Source organism: Taklimakanibacter lacteus, from assembly GCA_003576695.1.
Taxonomy (GTDB): domain Bacteria; phylum Pseudomonadota; class Alphaproteobacteria; order Rhizobiales; family Aestuariivirgaceae; genus Taklimakanibacter; species Taklimakanibacter lacteus.
In genome coordinates, this window is the sequence record QOZQ01000005.1 from 93,182 (window position 1) to 114,841 (window position 21,660).

Consider the following 21,660-nt stretch of genomic DNA (forward strand, 5'->3'; position numbering starts at 1 on the left):
TGCCAGCATCGAAGACGTTGCGTCCGCGGCTCAAACCCGCGGGCGTTTCGATTCTGAACGGCGTTGCGCTCCGACCGCGGCCAACCAGCCGCCGCCAGGCAAGCGTGACCTTCACGACCCCTTGCAGATCGGCAGAGGCCGCGGCGGCGCTTCCGGATGATCCTTCTGGTACTGAATCAGGATCGGCTCAAGCGATTCCCTGGGCCAAAATTTCGGAGAGCGAATCTCCTTCAGGCAGGAGGCGTTCCAGTACAGGCCTCCGCCCATGAGTGAGCGGCCGGCCTTGACGGCCTGGGCAACGGCTTCGATATCCGCCGACTCGGGATAGATATAAAGCGTCGTCCTGTCCTTCATCATCGGGATGATCTGTCCGGCATCGGCCGGCGACCAGCTGGTGCAGCCATTGCTGCGGCCGGCCGAATAGTTCACCAGCTTGCCGGACGGAACATAGCCGTCCTGGTTCGCATGGGAGCTGCCCGGATCCTTCCGCAGGCACAGGCCGTGCAACAGCACCGCCGCATGGCCGCCAATGGCGCGCGGCCGCGCATTGGCCGTGTCGCCTTCGCCGTCGAACTGCACGAAGGAGCGATTCAGGGCCACGCTCTTCCCGGATGCGGTCCGGTAATAGCCTTTGAAGGAGATCTTCTCCTCGCCGGTCAGATAGGCTCCCCCTGTCGTCAGCTTGGAATGCATCGCATTGCTGAAGTTCCTGGCGCAGCGAATGCCATTGGCGAAATTGACGATGCCCTTCAAGTGACGGCCATTGCCGTGGCCCGTCGGAACCGCGCGAAAGATGCGCTTGTCTTCGCATATGGTGTAGAAGCGCCGGTTCGATCCGGCCGGCCGCGTCGCGTCCATGGCGAAGTAGCAGGGATTCTTCACGGCACCTTCGCTCACTTTTTTCAGGTAAAGGGTGCGCGCCCTCTGCAGCACCACTTGCGCGATCTGGCCTGGGCCTTGGCCGACATGGGCACCGAGCCATGCCGGCATATCCGGCGTCTGCTCCGCGGCAAAAGCTGAGGGAAGGCCCAGCCCGGCCGTCGCCACGCTGAGGCCGGCGACACTGAGAAGGCGCAATCTCAAGCGCATGGGATCTCTGGCACACCCGCTTGTGAGTCGCCCCCACGCCATAAGAACCATGGAAAAAGGGCAAGTTCAAGCCGGCCGGCGGTTCCGGTAGTCTCTCGGTTCCAGTGGCGACAAAATATTGCCGTCCCTGCCCTTCGCATATTCGCCGACATCATCGATGTCCGCAGACTCGTCACGGCGATGGATGCTTGACATCGTGGGCCAGACGGCAGGATTGGGAATTATCAAAGTTGGAATTTCGCCAGGACTTCATCGCCGCGTTGGATGGCAGGGCGGCCTCGCCAACCCGCTGCGCGGCATCAACAGCCACGGCGCCGACGCCTTCGGCTAATATACGGTCAACTGCCCGCTCATCGCGCCCAAACCGGCCGCCGCCTAAGGCCAATTCTCCCTCGCTATGCTGCGAAGACCGCGCAGGCCGAGCTCCAGCGCAACGGATTTGGCTGAGGACTCATACACCAGATAGCCCGGACGCCGGATCACCGGCGCATCGACGATCCGGTGCAGGCGGCCTTCGGCAAGATGCTGCCGCACCATCAGCAGCGGAAAATAGCCGGACCCTTCGGCCTGAAGCACATAGTTCAGCGCCGGCGGCCCGATCCAGGAGGAAACCCTGGCGCTGAGATCCGGAAAGAACCCCTTGTGCTGGGTGCGGAACATGGCGCCCCAGTCGACGAAAACATAGTTGGCCGTCCAGTCGACATCGGCCGATCTGTCGGTGGTCACGAGGACGAGCTGCTCGGAAAACAGCTCTTCGATGATGAAGCCGGGGACATGTTCGGGCTCGAACATGACGCCGATGTCGATCGTCCCCCGCGCCAGCCTGCGCATGAGGCTGTCGGAAAAGCTCGCCTCCACATGCAGGTCGATGGTCGGATTGGCCTGTCGCATCCAGGGTATCCAGCGCAGCAGCACGGTCTCGCTGATGCTGGGCGCGGTGCCCAGCGCCACGAAATGCCGCGGCGCCTTGCTCGCCGAGATCTCCTGCTCGGCGCGCTGCCACAGCCGCTGCAGGTGCAGCGCATAGGGCCGCAGGCGCTCGCCTTCCGGCGTCAGCTTGACACCGGTGCGGGTGCGCAGGAACAGCGCGCAGCCCAGCCGGTCCTCCAGTGCCCTGATGCGGCCGCTGACGGTGGACTGCGTGACGTTGAGGCTGCGCGAGGCCTCGTGGAAGTTGCCCGTCTCCACGACCTGAAGGAACGTTCGTACCTGATCGATATGCATCCTTAACAGCACTCCAGGCGCCTGCGGCCCTGGGGAGGCCGCAGGGCGCAAGTCACGTCCTATCAGGTGTCAGGCCGCCTCGTCCAATCGCCGCAGCAAGCCTCGGCCCGTCAGGCGAACCACCAGCGCTCGGCGATCTTCATGCCGTCATTCTCCCAGTTGGCCGCCACCTCATTATGGGCCAGCGCCTTCGAATGCGCGCTCACGATGTTGTTGAACACCAGTACGATGGTGCCGCCGTCATCATGCACGAGTTGCTGCATCTCGGCATACATGGCCGCGCGCTTTGGCTCGTCGGTCTCGCCGCGGGCCGCCGCCAGGAGCTCGTTGAAGCGCGGATTCTTCCAGTGCGATTCGTTCCACGGCGCATCGGCGTCATAGGCGGTGGTGAACATCCAGTCGCAGGTGGGCCGGCCGCCCCAGTAGGAGGCGCACCACGGCTTCTTGAGCCACACATTGTCCCAATAGCCGTCGCTCGCCTCGCGGATGACATTGATGTCGATGCCGGCCTTGGCCGCCTGCTCCTTGTAGAGGATGGCGGTGTCGACCGCGCCGGCAAAGGCCGCGTCCGAGACCGAAATGTCCACCTTGAGGCCGGCGAGACCCACCTTCCCAAGATGGTGCTTCGCCTTGTCGGGGTCATAGGCGAAACGAGGCTTGGGATCGACGGCATATTTGACGGCAGGCGGCGGCGGGATGGGGTTGTCATTGCCGGCCGTCGCATGGTCGAGGAAGATCTTCTTCACGATCTCGTCGCGGTCGATCGCATATTTGAGCGCCAGGCGCACATCGACATTGTCGAAGGGCGGCACGTCGCAATGCATCGGCAGCACATAGTGGCCGTTGCCGGTCACCTCGTCGACCTCGATCTCAGGGGTGCGCTTCAGGAGCTCGAGCGTCTTGAGGTCGGCGCGCGCAATGTAATGGACGTCGCCGGTGATCAGCGCCGACTGGCGCGCCGCCGGGTCGGCCAGCGTCAGGAACTCGACCTCGTCGAGATAGGGCCGGCCTTCCTTGTGATAATTGGGATTGCGCTTGAATTTGGCGGCCACCCCCGGCTCGAAGCGCTCGAGCGAGAACGGCCCGGTGCGTATGCCGGAGCGCCAGTCGGCGCCACCGCCCTCCAGCGCCGGCATGATCGGAAGATGATAGTCGCTTACCAGATAGGGGAAATCGGCGCTGCCCGATTTCAGCGTGAAGACGATCGTCTGCGGGCCATCCGCCGTGATGTCGGAGATCGGCTCGAGCAGGTCCTTGATCGCCGATTTCGAGTCGGCCCCCATATGGTGGCGGAAGGAGGCGACGACATCGCCGGAGGTCACGGTCCTGCCATTGTGGAAGGTCAGCCCCTTGCGCAGCTTGAACACCCATTTCCTCGTCCCGTCGGAGGATTCCATGCTCTCGGCCGCATCGCCCGAAATGTTGCCGAGATGGTCGACCTCCGTCAGGCCGTTGGACAGCGTTCCCCAGAAGGCCGTCTGCGTGAAGCTGTCCGGATATTCGGAAGGGTCGAGCGTGTCGGTGGTCGAGCCATGCGCCAGGCCGAAGCGGGCGGAGCCGCCTTTCTTGCCCTCCGCGGCAATGCCCGCCCGGGTGAGCAGCTTGAGCGCGGCCGCGCCCGAAAGGCCAAGGACGGCCGCCCTGCCCAGAAACTCGCGGCGGCTGATGCGCCGGCGCCTGATCTGTTCGGTCCAGTATTGAAGCTCTTTCATGTTTTCCTCCCTGTCTGAACGCAATGACAAATCCTCATGCGGGTGCGACGGCAAAGTAGGGCTGGTTGGAAAGATCGGCCGCGAGGCCCGGATAAAGGGTCGAGCCTTCCTGTCCCGAAATCTCGAAATAATACTGGATGGCGAAGCCGCCCCGGGTCGCCGAGGCCGGAATGGTGCCGGTATAGCGAGCGCCATCGAAGTCCATCACGGCGCTGCCCCAGGCCTTGGTCTGGTCCACCTCGCGGAAGTGCAGCACGACGGCCCTGCCCTTGTCCTGGTCGATCGCGAGCGCGATATCGACGGGCTGCGCCGCGCTGAAGGCCGCCGGCGGCTCATGCGAGATCGCAAGGCGCTGCGGGCCGCCGCGCAGCAGCGCTGCCAGCGCGGCGCCGGTCAGTTCCGCCTCCATGGGCCGCGGGTGATCCTTCACCAGCTTCGCCATCAGGCGGATGTCGCCTTCGATATCCGCCGTCCGGTTGGCCCAGTGCCCGCCCATCCAGGGCGAAGGCCCGAACGACAGGTCGCTCTCATAGGCATCGCCCGCCGCCTCGACCGCGCTGCGCCACGCCGCCAATGCCTTGCCGTAGAAATCGATCGCCAGGGAAGCGGCGGCGGGGCTGCCATTCAGCGTGTAGAGCTCCCACAGGCAGGAGGACCGGTTCTTGTGCGCGAAGAAATGACCGAGCCCCGCCAGTATGGCGACATCGATCGCAAGCCTGCGGAAATCCGCGCTGTCCGGCGGCCCTGCCGCCCGGGCGGCCGCGAGCCCGCCATCCGCCGCCGATGCGCAGCGTTCAAGCCACAGGGCGACGTCGACCGGTGTGTAGCGCCGCAGCGGCGCGCCGGTATGCACGGCCTTCGCCCACTCCTCGGCCGACATGAAGAATTGCGGATCGAAGCTGCGCACGGTCCCGTAGCGCGCCGGGCGCTGCATGTCATAGCCATAAGGATAGCTCGGCGCCTCATCGACGATCGACATGTTGGTGTAGATCTCGGGCCAGTAGGTGTTGTTCGATGCCGAAGGCGCATGCGTCAGCGTCATCAGCGGAAGAATCCGGCTGGCCTCGGCCAGCGCTTCCTCGCAAGGCCTGGCGGCGGCGCCGAAGCGGGCGCGCAGAAACCGCCGCCATCCTTGCGCATCGCCGTCGGGCGCATAGGCCAGGCGTCCCAGCAGGCGATAGCCATATTCATATTTCTCCCAGTCATGCCGGGGAGCGAGCCCGGCATCGCGGTAGCCCGGCCGGCTCGCGGCAGGCCGTTCTTGAGACGACGACGGCATCCGGCCCCTGAAGGAAAGAGGCTCGCAATATTCGATGCCCGCTGCGCCGCCGAAAGTCGCGGTGCGGCCGAAGCCCGCGGCCAGCGCCGGATCACCCCACAGAAGCAGGCGCTGCGTTCCGGGCCACACGCGATAGACGACATCGTATGGCCGCTCTCCTTTCAGCAGATCGCCATAGCCATATCTGAGGTAGCGCCGCGAGCCTTCGCTCACGCCCCATTTCACCAGCGCATTGTCGTGGCGGATGCGCTCCTCCTGGCGGATGGAAGCGGCGTGATAGGGAAGGCCCGAATGCTCGCCCACATGCTTGGGAGAGATGGTCACCGGCATGCCGGTGGCCAGCGCCATGTCGAGCATGTCCTGGCTCACCCCCTTGGCGTGGAGATCGATGGTGATCTTCCGCCCGAACGACCCGAAGGCCTCGAACAGCGTGCGCCAGAAGGCCAGGTTGGCTTCCGAAATGCCGCTTTCGACGTGAACCCTGAAGGTTATCCCGGAAATCTCGGGGCAGGCCTGCAACAGCAGGCGCAGGGCATCGCGCGCATAAGCGGCGTGATTGCCCTCGCTCAGGCCCTCTATGGCGTGGCTCAGCCCTTTCGGATTTCCGAAATCATACTGGTGGTTCCACAACCCCAGGCAAAACTGCAGGCCGTGCTTCGCCGCTTCCCTGGCCATGAACTGAAGCGCGCGCAGGTTCTCCTCGCGCTCGCTCTCATCCAGATGCGCCACCCGCACATCATGGCCCGGCACCTTGACGAGGAAGGGATAGGGAAAGTGCAGATAGACATCGGAAACGAACTCGTTGTCATAGGGATAGTTGTAGGCCATCCCCAAGGTGAGGGAGAACTTGTTGAACCTGTTTCCGGAAAGCATCGCGAAATAGCTTTCCCAGAACGACCTGTCGACCAGCCACGGCCGGTCCAGGTCCCGGCACGAGAAAATTCTGGAAATTCCTCTTACGCGTGCCGCGGGCCCTTCCAGCAAGGGCTCCCTGACTGCCAGGCCGGTGTCATCGCCTTCTTCGCTCATGACCCGGTCGGAAAGCTCTGTCAGGGCATAGACGAGCCCGCTTGCATCGACGGAATAGACCAGGGTGACGGGACCCTTCCGGCTGGCGATCGGACAGATCAGGAAAGACTCAGGGTCAGCCGGGCGCGCTTCGGCGGCAATGCCCTGCGCTTCGGGAAAATGGCAGATGGACTGCCGGCTGGCGATGATGATGGTCGTGACGGGCTCGCCGTCGTGTTTCGAGCCGTGATGCGGGACGGCGGAAAATCCCCGCCGGGCGAGCGCTTCGATAAGGCGATTGATCGCCCATCGAACCGGCTCCCCGGCAACGACCGAATCCAGATGAGGCAAGTTCAGCAGGAGAATCTGCGGCGACCTTTTTCCGGTGATCGGCATCGGGCCTGGATCAGCTCCTTCGCGGCTTCAAGCGTCAACCAATTGAAGCCACGACTATGCGCAGGCGACTTAAGCGGCGAAAGCGGGAATTTCCGTTGCCGGCAATTCGAATCTCCGATCACCCATCGCCGGCGCCTCTCGCATGGCGTTTCCGATCCTGCGGTGAAAGGTCCGAATCCGAGAAAACTCACAAGCCCCTTGCGAAGCGGCGCGCCGTTGAAGGCCGCAATCGGGTCTGGTAGAAGGTCCATCACCGCAGGCGCAGGCGAATGGGGGAGAGCTACTCTGCAGATCAAGCTCAAACTGACACCGGTCCTCGCGCTCAGCCTCCTGGCGCTCGGCACGCTGTTCGGCCATCCGGCGCTGGCGCAGCAGGACAATTCGGGCGTCAGCCAGAAGGAAATCCGCCTTGGCATGTCGGCCGACTTCTCGGCGAGCGCCCGCGCGCTCAGCATCGAGCTCTATCGCGGCGCCATGGCCTATCTCATCCAGCGCAACCAGGCGGGCGGCGTCAATGGCCGGCATATCACCATCGCGGCTTATGACGACAGGTACCAGCCCGATCTCGCGATCCGGAATACGCTGCGGCTCATGAAGGAGAATGTCTTCGCCCTCTTCTCCTATGTCGGCACGCCCACCATGATCCGCACCCTGCCGCTGCTCCGCATGCGCCAGGGCGATCACTTCCTCCTCTTCTTCCCCTTCACCGGGGCCGATGCCAGCCGCATCCCGCCCTATGACGCCTTCAGCTTCAATCTGCGCGCCTCCTACGACCAGGAGACGCAAGGCCTCGTCGATCACTTCATCGCCGCAAGGCACAAGCGCATCGCGATCTTCTACCAGGCGGACGCCTATGGCAGGACAGGATGGGCCGGCTTACGCAAGGCGCTGGCGCAGCACGGACTCGAGATCGCCGGCGAAGCCACCTATCGGCGCGGCTCCCCCTTCGATCAGAGCTATGACGGCCAGGTGGCGATCATGCAGCGCGTGGCGCCTGAGGCCATCATCTGCGTCGGTACCTATCCCGCCTGCGCCGGCTTCGTGCGCGACCTGCGCGACAGGGACGTCGCCGTTCCGGTGGCCACGATCTCCTTCGTCGGCAGCGATGCCATGCTGAAGCTGCTCGCCCAAGCCGAGCAGAAAGCGGGCAAGGACTATACGTCGCGCCTCGTCAGCTCGCAGGTGGTGCCGAGCTATCAGGACATTTCGCTTCCCGTCGTGCGCGATTATCGCGCGGCGATGGATCGCTACCGCTATGACATCATGCCGCCCGAGGCGCTCCTCTATCCTTCGGGCAAGACACCCGAAACCGAATACACCCCGCTGCCCTACAGCTTCATCAGCTTCGAGGGCTATCTGAACGCCAGGATGTTCGTGGCGATCCTCGAGCGCATGGGCGAAAGCCCCAGCCGCGCCAAGCTGGCGCCGGCGGCCCTCGCCTTGGGCGATATCGATCTGGGCCTCGGCCAGACATTTTCCCTGGGCGGCGTGACCGGCCGGCGCCAGGCCTCGGACCAGGTCTATTACACCGTGATCAAAGGCGGCCAGTTCGTGCCTTTGGCGGATGCCGAGTGGGAGGCCTGGCTGAAACGATGAGGATCGCGCGCTTCTATCAGAAGACCCTGTTCGGCGTGTTCGCGCTCATGGGCCTCATCCTGGTGTCGACCTCCGTCATCTATGTCCACACCGTGGACCGGCAGCTCACCGACTATTTCCTCACCAGCAGCCGGGCGATCGCGCGCGCCATCGCCAATTCGGACAGCGACCTGATCATCAACCAGAATTATCCCGCCCTCCAGTCGGTCATCGATCAGTATGTCGAGATCCCCGGCGTCTCCTATGTCTATGTCGTCGACGGGCAAGGCACGATCATCGCCCACACTTTCGTGCCGGGCGTGCCGGATGAGATCGCCGCCGACTACAGAAGCGAGGCGGAAACCTATGACCGCACGCTGGCCGGGCTGGGCAGCTTCTCGGAAGTGACGGAAGGCATCATCGGCGGCGAGGCGGGACGCGTGCATGTCGGCATGGACAAGGGCTATTTCGCGCTCCAGGTGCAGACGGCCATCGGCAAGGTCGTCTATCTGCTCACCATCATCTTCGTCGTCAGCGTGCTGGCGACCTATGGGCTGATGTACCAGGTGTCGCGGCCGCTCCATCTCCTCGGCCGCTATGCCTGGCATTCGCTCTCCGGCGAGAAGCATGCGCCCCCGGCGCCGGGCCAGCTCGAGCCGCTGCTCGAGCGCGTCGATGAAGTGGGCGAGCTCGGCCGGCTGATCCGCCGGGCAAAAAACGAGGGAGTGTGAGCATGCCGACGCCCGCGCAGGCGCCCAACCGGTGGCTGGTCGCCGCCGCCTGCACCCTCCTGCAGCTCTGCCTCGGCACCGTCTATGCCTGGAGCTATTTCCAGCCGCTCCTGGTCGAGCAGTTCCGCTGGAGCAACACCGCAACCTCCTGGGCTTTCAGTCTGAACATCTGCTGTCTCGGCCTGTCGGCGGCGTGGGGCGGCGTCAATCTTGGCCGGATGGGCCCGCGCAAGCTCGCCGTCATGGGCGGCATTCTGTTCGCGGCGGGCTATGCCCTGGCGGCGGCGGCGCTGGCGGTCGAGAGCCTGCCGCTGTTCTATCTGGGCTATGGCGCCGTCAGCGGCATCGGCATCGGGCTCGGCTATGTGACGCCGATGGCGACCGTCATCAAGTGGTTTCCCGACCGGCGCGGGCAATTGACCGGCATCGTCGCCATGGGCTTCGGGCTCGGCGCCTTCGTGCTCAGCGTCCTGCTGGCGCCGGTGCTGATGCACCTCTTCTCCGCCGACCTGACATACGTGTTCGCGGCCCTTGGCGCCATCCTGGGCTCGGTCGCCATCGGCTCGGCGGCGCTGTTGAAGAACCCGCCCGACGGCCATATCCCCCCGGGCTTCGTCGCGACGACCAGGAAGGCGACTGAGAGCGAAGGCCCCTATGCACGGGCCGAGCGGGAAGCGGACCTGCCGATCGGCGACTATCTCCTCGCCGGCCAGTATGCGATCATGTGGTTCATCTTCTTCCTCAACATCACGGCCGGCATCTCGATCATCAGCTTCCTGTCGCCGCTCTACCAGGACATCTGGCGGCTTGGCGATCCCTCGCTCGAGCGCTCGGTGCTTGCCGGCTATGGCGCCACGCTGATCGCCGTCAGCTCGCTGTTCAACGGCTTCGGGCGCATCTTCTGGGGGGCGCTGTCGGAGCGGCTCGGCCGGCTCAATACCTTCCGCGTGCTGTTCGCCACGCAGCTCGTCGTGTTCGGCCTCCTGATGACGGAGCACAGCCCGTGGATGTTCGCCATTTTCGTGTGCTATGTGCTGAGCTGCTTCGGCGGCGGCTTCGCCATCATGCCCTCGATGGTCTCGGATGTTTACGGCACGCAGCGCATGGCGAGGCTCTATGGCGTCATCCTCACCGCCTGGTCGGCGGCGGGCGTGGCGGGGCCGCTCATGGTCGCCAGCATCAAGGACAGCTATCCCGACCGCGCCATCATCTATGCGTTCCTGCTCAATATCCTCGTGCTCGGCGTCGCCTTCACCTTCAGCTTCCTCGTCAATGACGAGCGCTTCGTGCCGCGGCGCATCCTCCTCAAGGTCTTCGCCAAGCAGGATGTCGCCACGTAAATGTTCACCAGACTGCAAAATGTCATCGACAATGCCGTTGCGCGCGGGTGCATCGTCGGCGTCGTTTTCCTGGTCGCCAGGGACGGCGAGATCGTCTTCGCGACGGAAAAAGGCTTTGCCGATCGCGAGGCGGGCGTGCCGGTGCGCCGCGATACGATCTTCCGCCTCGCCTCCGTCACCAAGCCCTTCGTAGCCATGGCGGCGCTCGCCATGGCAGATCGGGGCCGCATCAGGCTCGAAGATCCTGTCAGGCTCCACCTCCCCTATTTCCGGCCGCGCCTTGCCGATGGAACGGAGCCACTGATCACACTGCGCCATCTCCTCACCCACACTTCGGGCCTGAGCTACGATTATCCCGATGCCGATTTTTCCGATGGCCTGTCGGACACCGATTTCGGCTTCGAGGAGAACTTCACGCGCCTGGCGAAGCGCCCGCTCAAATTCGCGCCGGGCAGCTCATGGGAATATTCGGTGGCCATCGATGTGCTGGGCGCCGTGCTCGCCGCCGTCGAGGAGACGACGCTCAATGCGGTCGTCAGGCGCTATGTGAACGATCCCCTGGGCATCGCTGCCGATACGGGCTTCGCCATCGCCGATCGCAGCCGCCTCGCCACCGCCTATGCCGATGCCACGCCGGTTGCGATGCGCATGCCCGATCGGATCGTTCTCGGGAACGCCGAGACCGGCATCTTCAATTTCGCGCCGGTGCGCGCCTTCAACCCGCACGCCTTCCAGTCGGGCGGCGCCGGCATGGTGGGAACGGCGCCCGATGTGCTGCGGCTCCTCGAAGCGCTGCGCATGGAGGGCACGCCGGTGCTGCGGCCCGAGACATGGCGGGCCGCGGTCTCCAACCAGATCGGCGCGCTGCCGCGCGAAAGCGAGCCGCCCGGCCAACGCTTCGGCTATCTGAGCGCCATCGTGTCCGACCCGAAAGCGGCCGCTACGCCGCAATCGGCCGGCACGCTGAACTGGGGCGGGGTCTATGGCAATGACTGGTATGTCGACATCGCCAAAGGCCTGAGCGTCGTCAGCCTCAGCAACACTGCGCTCGAAGGCTGCAACGGGCAGTTCGTGAGGGACACGCGCGACGCGCTCTATGCCGATCTGGCTTCTTGATTGCGCATGATCTGATCGGAAAACCGCTGCCCACTTTTCCGGATCATGCTTCAGCCGATCTTCGTCGGCATGACCCACCAGTCGGGATGAGCACCCATGACATCGATGGCGGCAGCGTCCGCCTCCTGGACCGACGGGAAGATACCGAAGCAGGTGGCGCCCGAGCCCGACATGCGGGCGAAATGGACGCCCTCGGTCGCCTGCAAGGCCTGGATCACCTCCGCGATGACCGGCTCGAGCGCCAGAGCGGGCGCGGTGAGATCGTTGCGGTAGGAGGCGATGTCCGCTCCCGCCACGAGGCCTTCAAAAGCACTGTCGCCGGGCGCGAGCGCAAGCTTCGCAAAGACCTCCGCCGTCGCCACCGGCCGGCGCGGATTGACCAGCACCGCCGGCATCGGCGCCACATCGGCCAGCGGCTCCAGCCGATCGCCGACACCCCGCATGCGGCAGGCCCTGTTGAGAAGGCAGACCGGCACATCGGCGCCGAGGCCCGCGGCGACGGCGCGCAGCCCTTCCGCATCCACCCCGCCCGCAAGTGCCGCGAGCCCGCGCAGGCAGGCCGCCGCATCGGCCGAGCCGCCGCCGATACCCGCGGCGATCGGAAGATTCTTCTCAAGCGTGATGTGATAGGGCCGGCTTCGGGCGGGGAAGGCGTCGGCAAAATCCCGCGCCGCCTTGAGCACGAGATTGCCGGCGGTATCGGCAAGCTCGGCGGCGAAGGGACCGGTGATGGCGAGCTGCCAGTCCTCGGAGTCCGCGAAGCTCAGGCGATCCGCCACATCGGCAAAGGCGACGATGCTGTCGAGCTCGTGATAGCCGTCCGACCCGCGGCCAAGCACGTGAAGTGCCAGATTGATCTTGGCCGGCGCCCGCTCGCTGTGCAGCAAGGATTACCCGTTGTTCCCGGCAGGCGCGTTCTGTGCCGGGGTTACCGGCTGGTCGTCGGGAAGGCCTTCCTTGAGCTTCTGCTCGATGCGCGTCAGGTCCTCGGGCTCAGGCCTGTTGTCCTTGGCGTGCTGCCACTGGAAGCGCGCCTCGAGCTGGCGGCCGACGCGCCAATAGGCATCACCCAGATGGTCGGCAATGATCGGATCGGCGGGCTTCAGTTCGACGGCGCGCTCAAGCTGCCTGACCGCCTCGTCATACTCGCCAAGACGGAAATGCGCCCAGCCGAGACTGTCGACGATATAGCCGTCATTCGGCTTCAACTCGACGGCCTTACGCACCATGGCGATCGCCTCGGTGAGGTTGAGCTTCTTGTCGATCATCGAATAGCCGAGATAGTTGAGCACCATCGGCTGGTCGGGCTCGAGCTGCAGGGCCTTGCGGAAATCAGCCTCCGCCTTGTCCCACTGCTTGGTGCGCTCCAACGCGATGCCGCGATAGTAGTAGACGGTCCAATTGTCCTTCGTGGGCGTCGCGATCAAGGCTACCGCCGCATTATAGGCATCGGCGGCGAGCTGGAATTCCTCGTTGTTGCGATAGAGATTGCCGAGCGTCACGAAGGCATCATAGTCCTTGGGATCACTATCGGTCAGCGCCTTGAGGCGGGCCTTTGCCTCGTCCTTCTTCTCGAGCCTCTGCAGATTGACCGCGACCTCGAGATCGGCATTGGATTTCAGCGGCGAGGTCTTGTCGATCGCATCATAGGCGTCGATCGAGCGCTGATAGTTGTTCATGCTCTCATAGATGTCGCCCAGGAGCGTGAGATTGATGTTCTTGTCGCCCTCGACGGAAAGCGCGAGCTGGGCGTAGGCCAAGGCCACATCGAGACCCTGGTCGTCGGACAGCGCGCTCGCCACCGAGAACAGCGCCTCGCTCATGCCGGCCTGCGGCGTCTTGATAAAGGGCTCGGGCTTGTCACCGCGATTGAGGGCGTCGAGCTCCTGGCGCACCAGCGGATTCTTTTCGGCGGCGGCGAGGAACTGCTCGTAGACCTTGCGCGCCTCGTCCTTCTGGCCGATGCGGTCCAGATAGTTGCCATAGGCCTGGACGACACGCAGCGAATTTCCGGCCTGGGCATAGGCCTTCTTGTAGAAGCTGTCGGCCCTGAGATTGGCGCCCAGGTAATCGGCGATCAGCGCGCCGTGATAGGATTTGAAGTTCTCGAGCGTCTCGTTCCGGTCGAGCTTGTCGAGGGCGTTGAAGGCCTGCGCCTGGTTGCCCTGGGCGGCATAGGTCCAGGCGGTGAGAAGGGCCGATGTCAGCTCGCCGATCGGCGTGTAGGCGGCCTTCTTGAAGTTCTCGCGGGCGCGGACGAAGCGCTTCAGCCTGACATCGCGCAGGCCGAGCACGAAGCGGGCCATGCGATGCTGACTGTTGAAGGAAAGCACACGCTCGGCATAGTCCTCGGCGCTGGCGATCTTGCCTTCCGAGAGATCGAAAACGAAGACCCGCTCGATGAGCACCGCATTGTTGGGATCATCGCGCAAAGCCTGCTGGAAATACTGGCCCGCGGCATCCATGTCGCGCTGCTTGCCGGCGAAGCGGCCGGCGAGGTAGCTGCCAGACAGCGAGGTTCCTTCGATATCGAGATCTTCATAGCCCGCATGGGCGGGAAGGGCGGCAAACATCAGGCCAAAGGCCAAGGCCGGCAGCATCCGGCTGAGGGGCTTCATCATCAAGGTGGAACTCTTTCCGATCGCGAGGCACTCCCTGGCGATTCAGGACATAAAATGAGGTTTTTTGACGATTGCCGCAAGGGGCGTGGAATCGCAGGGCCGCCGACCTCAAGAAAAAGGGGCGTTTCGCAAGGAAACGCCCCGAGGTGCAAGCTGGCCCGGGTGGTGTATAGGGTCACTTGCTCAAACTCGAATATCGGTCGCAGGCTCGCTATTTGATGAGCCTCACGGAATTCTGGCCGCTGGCCTTCACAGTCGGACATTCCAGGACGATACGGATGTCGTTGTAGTCCCTGTCGGACCCGCCCTTTTCCGGCGGACGGTCTTCCCAGCCATAGTAGAAAAACTTGCCGGTCGAGCAGGTTGACGTCGCCTTTTTCGGCGTCCGGTTCGGCCCCTCTTGGATGATGCCGCCCTGATTTACCGGTTTGCACTGGTTGCTAGTATCGCACAGGATGGTTTCGAGCAGGCTGTAGCCGAGGCTATAGGTTTCCGAGCCGTCGTCGTTGACTACCGTATCGGTGTAATAATTGTAGCGCTCCGCGCTTCCCTTATCCCATTTCGACTTCGTGGTCCGCATATTGCGCACATTGTACAGCCGGAAGCTCAAGGTTTCCTTGGGCCCGCATACCGGCATCGTATAGGTGTATTTGGTGCCGCCATTGTCGGCGACGGCCGTCATCTGCGACCGCCCCTTGTCGGCATTGCCTTTCTTCGCGCTGTCGTAGCAATAGACGTAGATGCGGTTGTAGTCCCACGCCTCCGGGTCGAGATCAGTGAGGACTGGCGGCTTGTATTCCAGCACCGGCTCGGAATAGCGCGCCACGGCGATGATATCCACATCCATTTCCTTCGCAATGCCGGGAACGGCGCCCATGATCGTTACCGGCACCTTGGCCGTCGCAGCGACCTTGAAGTCCGTGGCGTTCAACCAGGTGCCCTGGAACGAGACATTCTCGATGCTGTCACCATAACGCGACTTTGTATGATCCTTGGCGGCGGTCACTCCTACCTGATCACCGGCCGTCGGCCCGCCGACGGCGCCCGCAAGTGCCGCGGCGTCCGCCTCGGCCTGCATGTAGGCCGTAACCGACTGCTGACGCGCATAGTCGATGGCGATGCCCGCCGAGGCAAACAGCGGAATGGCAACAAGCCCTGTGATGACGGCGACATTGCCGCGCGCATCACCGCGGAACCGGCGCAGCAGCGAGCCACCGCTTGTCCAAATCCTGCTCAGATGGTTTTTCATCTTCCTCACATCCCCGGCGCAGATGCGCGCGTCGCATGAGGGGCAAACTAAGAGAAGAGGGTTCTTGAGCGATTGCCGGTTTGATTAAAACTTTAATCAACCGGGGCTGATCAACGGGTCTTTTGCTGGTTGGCTTAAATGGCCCTGAAGGACTTCGAATAAACTTCGAAGTATTTTCCTAGACCGGTCACATATTGGGATAGTTGGGGCCCTCGCCGCCCTGCGGCACCACCCAGTTGATGTTCTGCGAGGGATCCTTGATGTCGCAGGTCTTGCAGTGGACGCAGTTCTGGTGGTTGATCTGGAAGCGCTGCTCCTGGCCTTCTCCGCCCACCACCTCATATACGCCGGCCGGGCAGTAACGCTGCGCCGGCTCGGCCCAGTTCGGCAGATTGACGGCAATGGGAATCGACGGGTTCTTAAGCTTGAGATGGGGCGGCTCGTCCTCCTCGTGATTGGTCGCCGAGAAGGCCACATTGGTGAGGCGGTCGAAGGAAATGATGCCGTCGGGCTTGGGGTAGTCGATCGGCTTCATCTGGGATGCGGGCTTGAGCGTTGCATAGTCGGCCTTGCCGTGCTTCCAGGTGCCGAGGCCGAAGCCGAAAAGCTGGTTGAGCCACATATCGGCGCCGCCCAGCGCCAGGCCGCCGACGAGGCCGAGCTTCGACCACATCGGCTTCACATTGCGCACCCGGCTCAGGTCCTCATAGACCCAGGATTTCTCATAAGCCGTCTGGTAGTCGGCAAGCTCGTCCGCGGCGCGGCCGGCCTGCAGCGCCTTGAAGGCGGTCTCGGCGGCGAGCATGCCGGTTTTCATGGCATTATGCGAGCCCTTGATTCGCGGCACGTTCACGAAGCCCGCCGAGCAGCCGATCAGCGCACCACCCGGGAAGAAGAGCCTCGGCACCGACTGCAAGCCGCCTTCGGTGATGGCGCGGGCACCATAGGCGATGCGCCGGCCGCCGCGCAGCACCGGCTCGATCAGCGGGTGATGCTTGAAACGCTGGAACTCCATATAGGGAAAGAGATGCGGGTTGTCGTAGTTCAGGTGCACGACGAATCCCACCGACACCAGATTGTCCTCGAGATGATACATGAAGGAGCCGCCGCCGACCTTCAGGCCGAGCGGCCAGCCCATCGTGTGGGTGACCTGCCCTGCCCTATGGTTCTCGGGCAGCACTTCCCAGAGCTCCTTCATGCCCAGGCCGAATTTCTGCGGCTCCTTGCCTTCCGACAGGTTGAACCTGGCGATGATCTCCTTGGCGAGCGAGCCCCTGACGCCTTCGGCGATGAAGACATATTTGCCATGGAGCTCCATGCCGGGCTGGAAGTCGGGCTTGCGCGAGCCGTCCCGGGCGATGCCGAAGACGCCGGCAACGACGCCCTTGACCGATCCGTCCTCGCGATAGAGCACTTCCGAGCAGGCGAAGCCCGGATAGATCTCGACGCCGAGCGCCTCGGCCTGCTGGGCCAGCCAACGGCAGACATTGCCCAGCGACACGGCGTAGTTGCCGTGATTGTCCATGAGCGGCGGCATCAGGATATTGGGCAGGCGCACCGAGCCTTGCGGCCCCAGGACATAGAAGCGGTCCTCCTTGACCTCGGTCTTGAGGGGGGCGCCCTTCTCCTTCCAGTCGGGAATGAGCTCGTTGAGCGCAATCGGGTCCATCACGGCGCCGGAGAGAATATGGGCGCCGACTTCCGAGCCCTTTTCGAGGACACAGACCGACACGTCATGGCCGGTCTCGGCGGCGAGCTGTTTCAATCTTATGGCGGCGGACAGGCCGGCGGGCCCCGCCCCCACGATCACGACGTCGTATTCCATGGCTTCGCGCTGGACGTCTTCCACAGTTCCCGTTCTCCCAATTCACCGGGTTGTTTGCGTAACCGGCTCTCGTTTTTCGCATAGCCATAAAATGGATGCGATTGGTTCCGGCCTGTTATAGTGACAGGAGACAGAGGCGCAAGCCACCCTTTAAGGCATTGAAAACACTGTTTGCGACATGAGAGCCAGCGAAGCAGCAGCAGCCCTAGAATGGCTGGTCGAGATGGGAGCGGACGAGATCATCGGCGATGCGCCGGTGAACCGGCTGCTGACGCCCACCCCCACGGCGCCCGAGCCGGCCAAGGCCGCAGCCGCACCTCTGGCCACACCGGGCATCGTCAGGCCTACTGCCATCGTCGCTCAATATTCCAGCGGCCCCGCGGCACAGCCGGCCGGCGCCAATGACGCCGCGCTGATGGCCGGTCAATGCTCGACGCTGGCCGAGATCGAGCAGGCGCTTCGGCACTTCGAAGCCTGCCCGCTCAAGAAAACGGCGACCAATCTCTGTTTCGCCGACGGCAACGCACAAGCCGATGTGATGCTGATCGGCGAGGCGCCAGGCCGCGACGAAGACATCCAGGGCAAGCCTTTCGTCGGCCGCTCCGGCCAGCTTCTCGACCGCATGCTGAAGGCGATCGGCCTGTCGCGGCATGGCGAGAGTCCGCAGGATTCCGTCTATATCTCGAATGTCATCTTCTGGCGCCCGCCCGGCAACCGCACGCCCACCGACCAGGAAACGCTGATGTGTCTGCCCTTCGTCAAGCGCGCCATCGAGATCAAGAAGCCCCGGCTTCTGGTCTGCCTCGGCGCCACCCCGACGCAGCGCCTTATCGGCAGGTCCGAGGGCATATTGAAGCTCAGGGGCCGCTGGTTCGACTTCGCCACGGAGAGCGGCAGCATCCCGCTGCTCGCGACCCTGCATCCGGCCTATCTCTTGCGCCAGCCGGCGCAGAAGCGTCTGGCCTGGCGCGATTTGATCTCCCTCAAGCAGAGGCTAAAAGCCGATGCCCATTAGTGCAGCCGACCTTGTCGTCTTCCTTACAGCGGCGCTCACCCTCAATCTCACCCCGGGCAACGACATGATGTATGTGCTGGGGCAAAGCATCAAGGGCGGCACCAGATCGGGCATCGCCGCGAGTTTTGGAATTGCCGCAGGATCGTTCATCCACCTGATGCTGGTGGCGGCCGGCATCGCGGTGGTCCTGTCGCATTATCCGGCGATGTTCGACGCAATCCGCTGGGCAGGCGCCACCTATCTGGTGTGGATTGCCTACAAGACGCTCACTTCGGCGGCGGGTCCCCTCGCCCAGGGATCGGAGAAGCGCAGCCTCCTCGCGGCGTGGCGCGACGGCGTTCTCGTCAACACCTTCAATCCCAAGACGATCGTCTTCATGTTCGCCTTCCTGCCGCCCTTCGTGCGGCCGGAAAACGGCTCGCCTTTGCTGCAGCTCTTCATTCTCGGCATGATCTTCAATTTCGGCGGCACGGCGATCAACAGCCTGGTCGCCGTCTTCTCCGGCGGCATCGGCGCCAAGCTCAGCCAAAGTCCACGCATCGCCCGCGGCTTCGCCATCGCTTCGGCGTCGCTCTTCCTGGTGCTCGCGGCGCGCCTCGCCTTCGAAAGACGCTGAGATGAGCGAAACCCCGGCAAGCCGTTCCTTTATCCCGGTGCGCATCGCGGTGCTCACGGTTTCCGATACGCGCACGCTCGAAACCGACAAATCTGGCGACACACTGGCAGGACGGATCGCCGAGGCGGGCCACAAGCTCTCCGACCGCCAGATCGTCAAGGACGATGTGCGCGCCATCCGCGCGCAAGTGCGCAAGTGGCTGAAACGCGACGATGTCGATGTCATCATCTCGACCGGCGGGACCGGGCTGACCGGCCGCGACGTGACGGTCGAGGCGATGCGGGCGCTGTTCGAGAAGGAAATGGAAGGCTTCGGTGTTGCCTTCCACATGATCTCCTTCCAGAAGATCGGCGTCTCGACGGTGCAGTCGCGTGCCACCGCGGGCGTCGCCAAGGGCAAATACATCTTCTGCCTGCCGGGCTCGCCCGGCGCCTGCCGCGACGGCTGGGACGGCATCCTCAGGAGCCAGCTCGACTACCGGCACATGCCGTGCAACTTCGTCGAGATCATGCCGCGCCTTGACGAGCACCTGCAGCGGCGCAAGGGCTGACCGCTCGCGACCGCGTCTGCCGCAATATTTTCATCCGCCCGCATCTCGGCCGGGCCGCGGCATCAAGGACCGGAGGCAAGCGGAACTGAGCGTCTTGCTCTCGGGCGCCATCCTGCGCGGCCACAACGCCTGCAACTGATCATCCGTTCGAAACGATCATCGCAAAGGCTCGCCACTCGATCATGGTCAATGAATTCTGAAGGCTTCGATTTAACCACCCGTACAGATACTGCCATATACAAGCGCGCATATGGCCTATGATGAACCCCGATCACCGGGAAACGCGTGATCGGGGCGGCCAATCTCCTGACCAGATCGCGCGGAGTCGATGATGCAGAAGTTGTTGAAAGCCCTGGTCCTGGCGTTAGGCCTCACGGCCCTGCAGGCCGGACTTGCCCAAGCCGATCTCAAGATCGGGTTCGCGGCCGAGCCTTTCCCGCCCTTCAGCTCGAAGGATGCATCGGGCAAATGGGTCGGCTGGGAGGTCGATGCCATCGACGCCGTCTGCAAGGCCATGAACGAGAAATGCGAATATGTCGAAGTGGCCTGGGACGGCATCATCCCGGCGCTGCAGTCGAACACGATCGATGTGATCTGGAGCGCCATGTCGATCACGCCAAAGCGCCGCGAGGTCATCGATTTCTCCGACACTTACTACCGCACCACCTTGTGGGTCGTCGGCCCCAAGGACGGCGACCTCGATGTCGGTCCTCAGCATCTCGCCAGCAAGTCGATCGGCGTCCAGGGTGCCACCGTCTCGGCCAAGCATGTCGAGGACACCTACGCTCCGGCAGGCTCGCAAATCAAAACCTATGCCACGCAGGATGAAGCCAACCAGGACCTGGCTTCCGGCCGCATCGACTACACGATCGGGAGTGCGGCAGTGATGAGCGGCTTCCTGGCGACGGACAACGGCAAGGCCTGCTGCGAATACAAAGCGAGCATCACCGACGCCAAGGTGCTGGGTGAAGGCATCGGTGCGGGCATACGCAAGGGCGATGCGGCGCTCAAGGCCAAGCTCGATGCCGCTATCAAGGAAGTGGCTAAATCAGGCGGATTTGACGCCATCACCGCCAAATATCCCGAGCTCAAGGACGCGATCACGACGCCCAAGCCATAGGGAATTTCTCAAAAACTGTTCTTGATTTGTTCATGGAGAACGACTAGATTTTCTCCATGACCACGTTGATCGACAGGCGCCAGGCGAGCGGGCTTGACCCGTCTGCGCTCGGAGCAGGCCGCTACGCGACCCTGCCCCAGCAGCAGCGCGGCCGCGGCGCCCGTCTCAACATGCCGGGCCGCTATGAGCGGCATGGCACGGCGCTGTTCGACGATGGCTGGCAGACGCTGGAAGACCTGCCGCCGCTCAAGACGACGGTATTCGAAGAGACGCCGAAGAAGATCATCACCACCAACGACTCGCCCGATATCTCCTTCCGGCAGTCGATCAATCCCTATCGCGGCTGCGAGCATGGCTGCTCCTACTGCTATGCCAGGCCCACCCACGCCTATATGGGCCTGTCGCCCGGCCTCGATTTCGAAAGCAAGCTGTTCGCCAAGACCAATGCGGCGGAGCTGCTGCGGGCGGAATTGTCGAGCCCGCATTATGAGCCGATGACCATCGCGCTCGGCGCCAATACCGATCCCTATCAGCCGATCGAGCGCGACTACCGCATCACGCGCCAGGTGCTGGAAGTGCTGGCCGAGTACGGCCATCCGGTCGGCATCGTCACCAAATCAGCGCTGGTGCTGCGCGACATCGACATCCTCAAGGACATGGCAAAACGCAACCTGGTGAAGGTGGCGGTCTCGGTGACGACGCTCGATCCGAAGCTGGCGCGCGCGATGGAGCCTCGGGCGGCGACGCCGACGAAGCGGCTCGGCGCGCTCGAAGGGCTTTCGGCCGCCGGCATTCCCACCGTCGTGATGTCGGCGCCGATCATTCCCGGCCTCAATGACAGCGAGATCGATAGTATCCTGAAGACCGCCTATGCCGCGGGAGCGCGCGAGGCAGGCTATGTGGTGCTGCGTCTGCCGCTCGAGGTGAAGGATATCTTCCGCGAATGGCTCACAACCCATTTCCCCGACCGCGCCGCAAAGGTCATGTCGCTGATCCGGCAAGTACGTCAGGGCAAGGAGAACGACGCGACCTTCGGGCGTCGTTTCACCGGCACCGGGCCCTATGCCTGGTCGATCGGGCGGCGCTTCGAAATGGCGGCGCAGCGCCTGGGCTTCAACCGGGAGCGGCTCCAGCTCGCTACTGACGCGTTCCGGCGCCCGCCCATGCCAGGAGAGCAGCTCAAGCTGTTTTGAG

General features: G+C 63.7%; 17 protein-coding genes. 9 read left to right on the plus strand and 8 right to left on the minus strand.

Going from position 1 to position 21,660, the window contains the following annotated elements; all coding sequences use genetic code 11:
* Positions 1-111: 111 nt before the first annotated feature.
* The 4 genes from DT068_RS11035 to DT068_RS11050 all read right to left on the minus strand — a co-directional run bounded on the left by DT068_RS11035 (position 112) and on the right by DT068_RS11050 (position 6,708).
* A complete protein-coding gene (locus tag DT068_RS11035) occupies positions 112-1,089 on the minus strand; it encodes a hypothetical protein (protein ID WP_119389895.1) in 978 nt (325 codons plus the stop codon).
* Positions 1,090-1,464: 375 nt separating this feature from the next.
* Complete coding sequence (locus DT068_RS11040; protein WP_119389896.1) at positions 1,465-2,313, minus strand: LysR family transcriptional regulator; 849 nt, start codon at positions 2,311-2,313, stop codon at positions 1,465-1,467.
* A gap of 110 nt (positions 2,314-2,423) precedes the next feature.
* Complete coding sequence (locus tag DT068_RS11045) at positions 2,424-4,025, minus strand: ABC transporter substrate-binding protein (protein WP_119389897.1); 1,602 nt, start codon at positions 4,023-4,025, stop codon at positions 2,424-2,426.
* Between the two features lie 34 nt (positions 4,026-4,059).
* Positions 4,060-6,708, minus strand: a complete 2,649-nt coding sequence (locus DT068_RS11050; protein WP_119389898.1) for a hypothetical protein — start codon at positions 6,706-6,708, stop codon at positions 4,060-4,062.
* A gap of 216 nt (positions 6,709-6,924) precedes the next feature.
* On the opposite strand from DT068_RS11050, the gene DT068_RS11055 reads away from it, so the two are divergent.
* The 4 genes from DT068_RS11055 to DT068_RS11070 are packed head-to-tail and all read left to right on the plus strand — an operon-like array spanning position 6,925 to position 11,470.
* A complete protein-coding gene (locus tag DT068_RS11055) occupies positions 6,925-8,304 on the plus strand; it encodes an ABC transporter substrate-binding protein (RefSeq protein ID WP_368904658.1) in 1,380 nt (459 codons plus the stop codon).
* The gene (locus DT068_RS11060; protein ID WP_119389899.1) at positions 8,301-9,014 is read left to right on the plus strand and encodes a hypothetical protein; all 714 of its coding nucleotides are present in this window, start codon (positions 8,301-8,303) and stop codon (positions 9,012-9,014) included. Before DT068_RS11055 ends, DT068_RS11060 begins: the two co-directional genes overlap by 4 nt.
* Positions 9,015-9,016: 2 nt before the next feature.
* Positions 9,017-10,354 (plus strand): L-lactate MFS transporter, encoded by a 1,338-nt coding sequence (locus DT068_RS11065; protein WP_119389900.1) that lies wholly within the window; start codon positions 9,017-9,019, stop codon positions 10,352-10,354.
* Positions 10,355-11,470, plus strand: coding sequence for a serine hydrolase domain-containing protein (locus tag DT068_RS11070; protein WP_119389901.1), 1,116 nt, complete (start codon positions 10,355-10,357; stop codon positions 11,468-11,470). It abuts the gene before it with no gap.
* A gap of 50 nt (positions 11,471-11,520) precedes the next feature.
* Here the strand turns inward: DT068_RS11070 and DT068_RS11075 are convergent, their stop codons facing one another.
* The 4 genes from DT068_RS11075 to DT068_RS11090 form a co-directional block, all read right to left on the minus strand.
* Positions 11,521-12,357: a 4-(cytidine 5'-diphospho)-2-C-methyl-D-erythritol kinase gene (locus DT068_RS11075; RefSeq protein WP_119389902.1), complete on the minus strand. Its 837-nt coding sequence runs from the start codon at positions 12,355-12,357 to the stop codon at positions 11,521-11,523.
* 3 nt (positions 12,358-12,360) lie between these two features.
* Entirely contained in the window at positions 12,361-14,091 is a 1,731-nt protein-coding gene (locus tag DT068_RS11080) for a tetratricopeptide repeat protein (protein WP_119389903.1), read from the minus strand.
* A 211-nt stretch (positions 14,092-14,302) separates the two neighbouring features.
* Positions 14,303-15,340, minus strand: a complete 1,038-nt coding sequence (locus DT068_RS11085) for a TadE/TadG family type IV pilus assembly protein (RefSeq protein WP_119389904.1) — start codon at positions 15,338-15,340, stop codon at positions 14,303-14,305.
* A gap of 187 nt (positions 15,341-15,527) precedes the next feature.
* Positions 15,528-17,165, minus strand: a complete 1,638-nt coding sequence (locus DT068_RS11090; protein WP_368904699.1) for an electron transfer flavoprotein-ubiquinone oxidoreductase — start codon at positions 17,163-17,165, stop codon at positions 15,528-15,530.
* Positions 17,166-17,343: 178 nt separating this feature from the next.
* Between DT068_RS11090 and DT068_RS11095 the strand changes: the two genes are divergently transcribed.
* From DT068_RS11095 to DT068_RS11115, 5 genes are all read left to right on the plus strand, one after another.
* The gene (locus DT068_RS11095; protein WP_119389906.1) at positions 17,344-18,180 is read left to right on the plus strand and encodes a uracil-DNA glycosylase; all 837 of its coding nucleotides are present in this window, start codon (positions 17,344-17,346) and stop codon (positions 18,178-18,180) included.
* Positions 18,170-18,796: a LysE family translocator gene (locus tag DT068_RS11100; protein WP_119389907.1), complete on the plus strand. Its 627-nt coding sequence runs from the start codon at positions 18,170-18,172 to the stop codon at positions 18,794-18,796. The genes DT068_RS11095 and DT068_RS11100 overlap by 11 nt, the downstream gene beginning before the upstream one ends.
* A gap of 1 nt (position 18,797) precedes the next feature.
* On the plus strand, positions 18,798-19,346 hold the full coding sequence (gene moaB, locus DT068_RS11105; RefSeq protein WP_119389908.1) for a molybdenum cofactor biosynthesis protein B: 549 nt from the start codon (positions 18,798-18,800) through the stop codon (positions 19,344-19,346).
* 328 nt (positions 19,347-19,674) lie between these two features.
* A complete protein-coding gene (locus tag DT068_RS11110; protein WP_368904663.1) occupies positions 19,675-20,466 on the plus strand; it encodes a transporter substrate-binding domain-containing protein in 792 nt (263 codons plus the stop codon).
* Positions 20,467-20,522: 56 nt separating this feature from the next.
* Positions 20,523-21,659, plus strand: coding sequence for a PA0069 family radical SAM protein (locus DT068_RS11115; protein WP_119389909.1), 1,137 nt, complete (start codon positions 20,523-20,525; stop codon positions 21,657-21,659).
* Position 21,660: the final 1 nt, after the last annotated feature.

Bases quoted from the DNA above. Each gene is read 5' to 3' on its own strand.
- DT068_RS11035 (WP_119389895.1), bottom strand. From the start codon at position 1,089: ATGCGCTTGAGATTGCGCCTTCTCAGTGTCGCCGGCCTCAGCGTGGCG.
- DT068_RS11040 (WP_119389896.1), bottom strand. From the start codon at position 2,313: ATGCATATCGATCAGGTACGAACGTTCCTTCAGGTCGTGGAGACGGGC.
- DT068_RS11045 (WP_119389897.1), bottom strand. From the start codon at position 4,025: ATGAAAGAGCTTCAATACTGGACCGAACAGATCAGGCGCCGGCGCATC.
- DT068_RS11050 (WP_119389898.1), bottom strand. From the start codon at position 6,708: ATGCCGATCACCGGAAAAAGGTCGCCGCAGATTCTCCTGCTGAACTTG.
- DT068_RS11060 (WP_119389899.1), top strand. From the start codon at position 8,301: ATGAGGATCGCGCGCTTCTATCAGAAGACCCTGTTCGGCGTGTTCGCG.
- DT068_RS11065 (WP_119389900.1), top strand. From the start codon at position 9,017: ATGCCGACGCCCGCGCAGGCGCCCAACCGGTGGCTGGTCGCCGCCGCC.
- DT068_RS11070 (WP_119389901.1), top strand. From the start codon at position 10,355: ATGTTCACCAGACTGCAAAATGTCATCGACAATGCCGTTGCGCGCGGG.
- DT068_RS11080 (WP_119389903.1), bottom strand. From the start codon at position 14,091: ATGATGAAGCCCCTCAGCCGGATGCTGCCGGCCTTGGCCTTTGGCCTG.
- DT068_RS11085 (WP_119389904.1), bottom strand. From the start codon at position 15,340: ATGAAAAACCATCTGAGCAGGATTTGGACAAGCGGTGGCTCGCTGCTG.
- DT068_RS11090 (WP_368904699.1), bottom strand. From the start codon at position 17,165: ATGGAATACGACGTCGTGATCGTGGGGGCGGGGCCCGCCGGCCTGTCC.
- DT068_RS11095 (WP_119389906.1), top strand. From the start codon at position 17,344: ATGAGAGCCAGCGAAGCAGCAGCAGCCCTAGAATGGCTGGTCGAGATG.
- DT068_RS11100 (WP_119389907.1), top strand. From the start codon at position 18,170: ATGCCCATTAGTGCAGCCGACCTTGTCGTCTTCCTTACAGCGGCGCTC.
- moaB (WP_119389908.1), top strand. From the start codon at position 18,798: ATGAGCGAAACCCCGGCAAGCCGTTCCTTTATCCCGGTGCGCATCGCG.
- DT068_RS11110 (WP_368904663.1), top strand. From the start codon at position 19,675: ATGATGCAGAAGTTGTTGAAAGCCCTGGTCCTGGCGTTAGGCCTCACG.
- DT068_RS11115 (WP_119389909.1), top strand. From the start codon at position 20,523: ATGACCACGTTGATCGACAGGCGCCAGGCGAGCGGGCTTGACCCGTCT.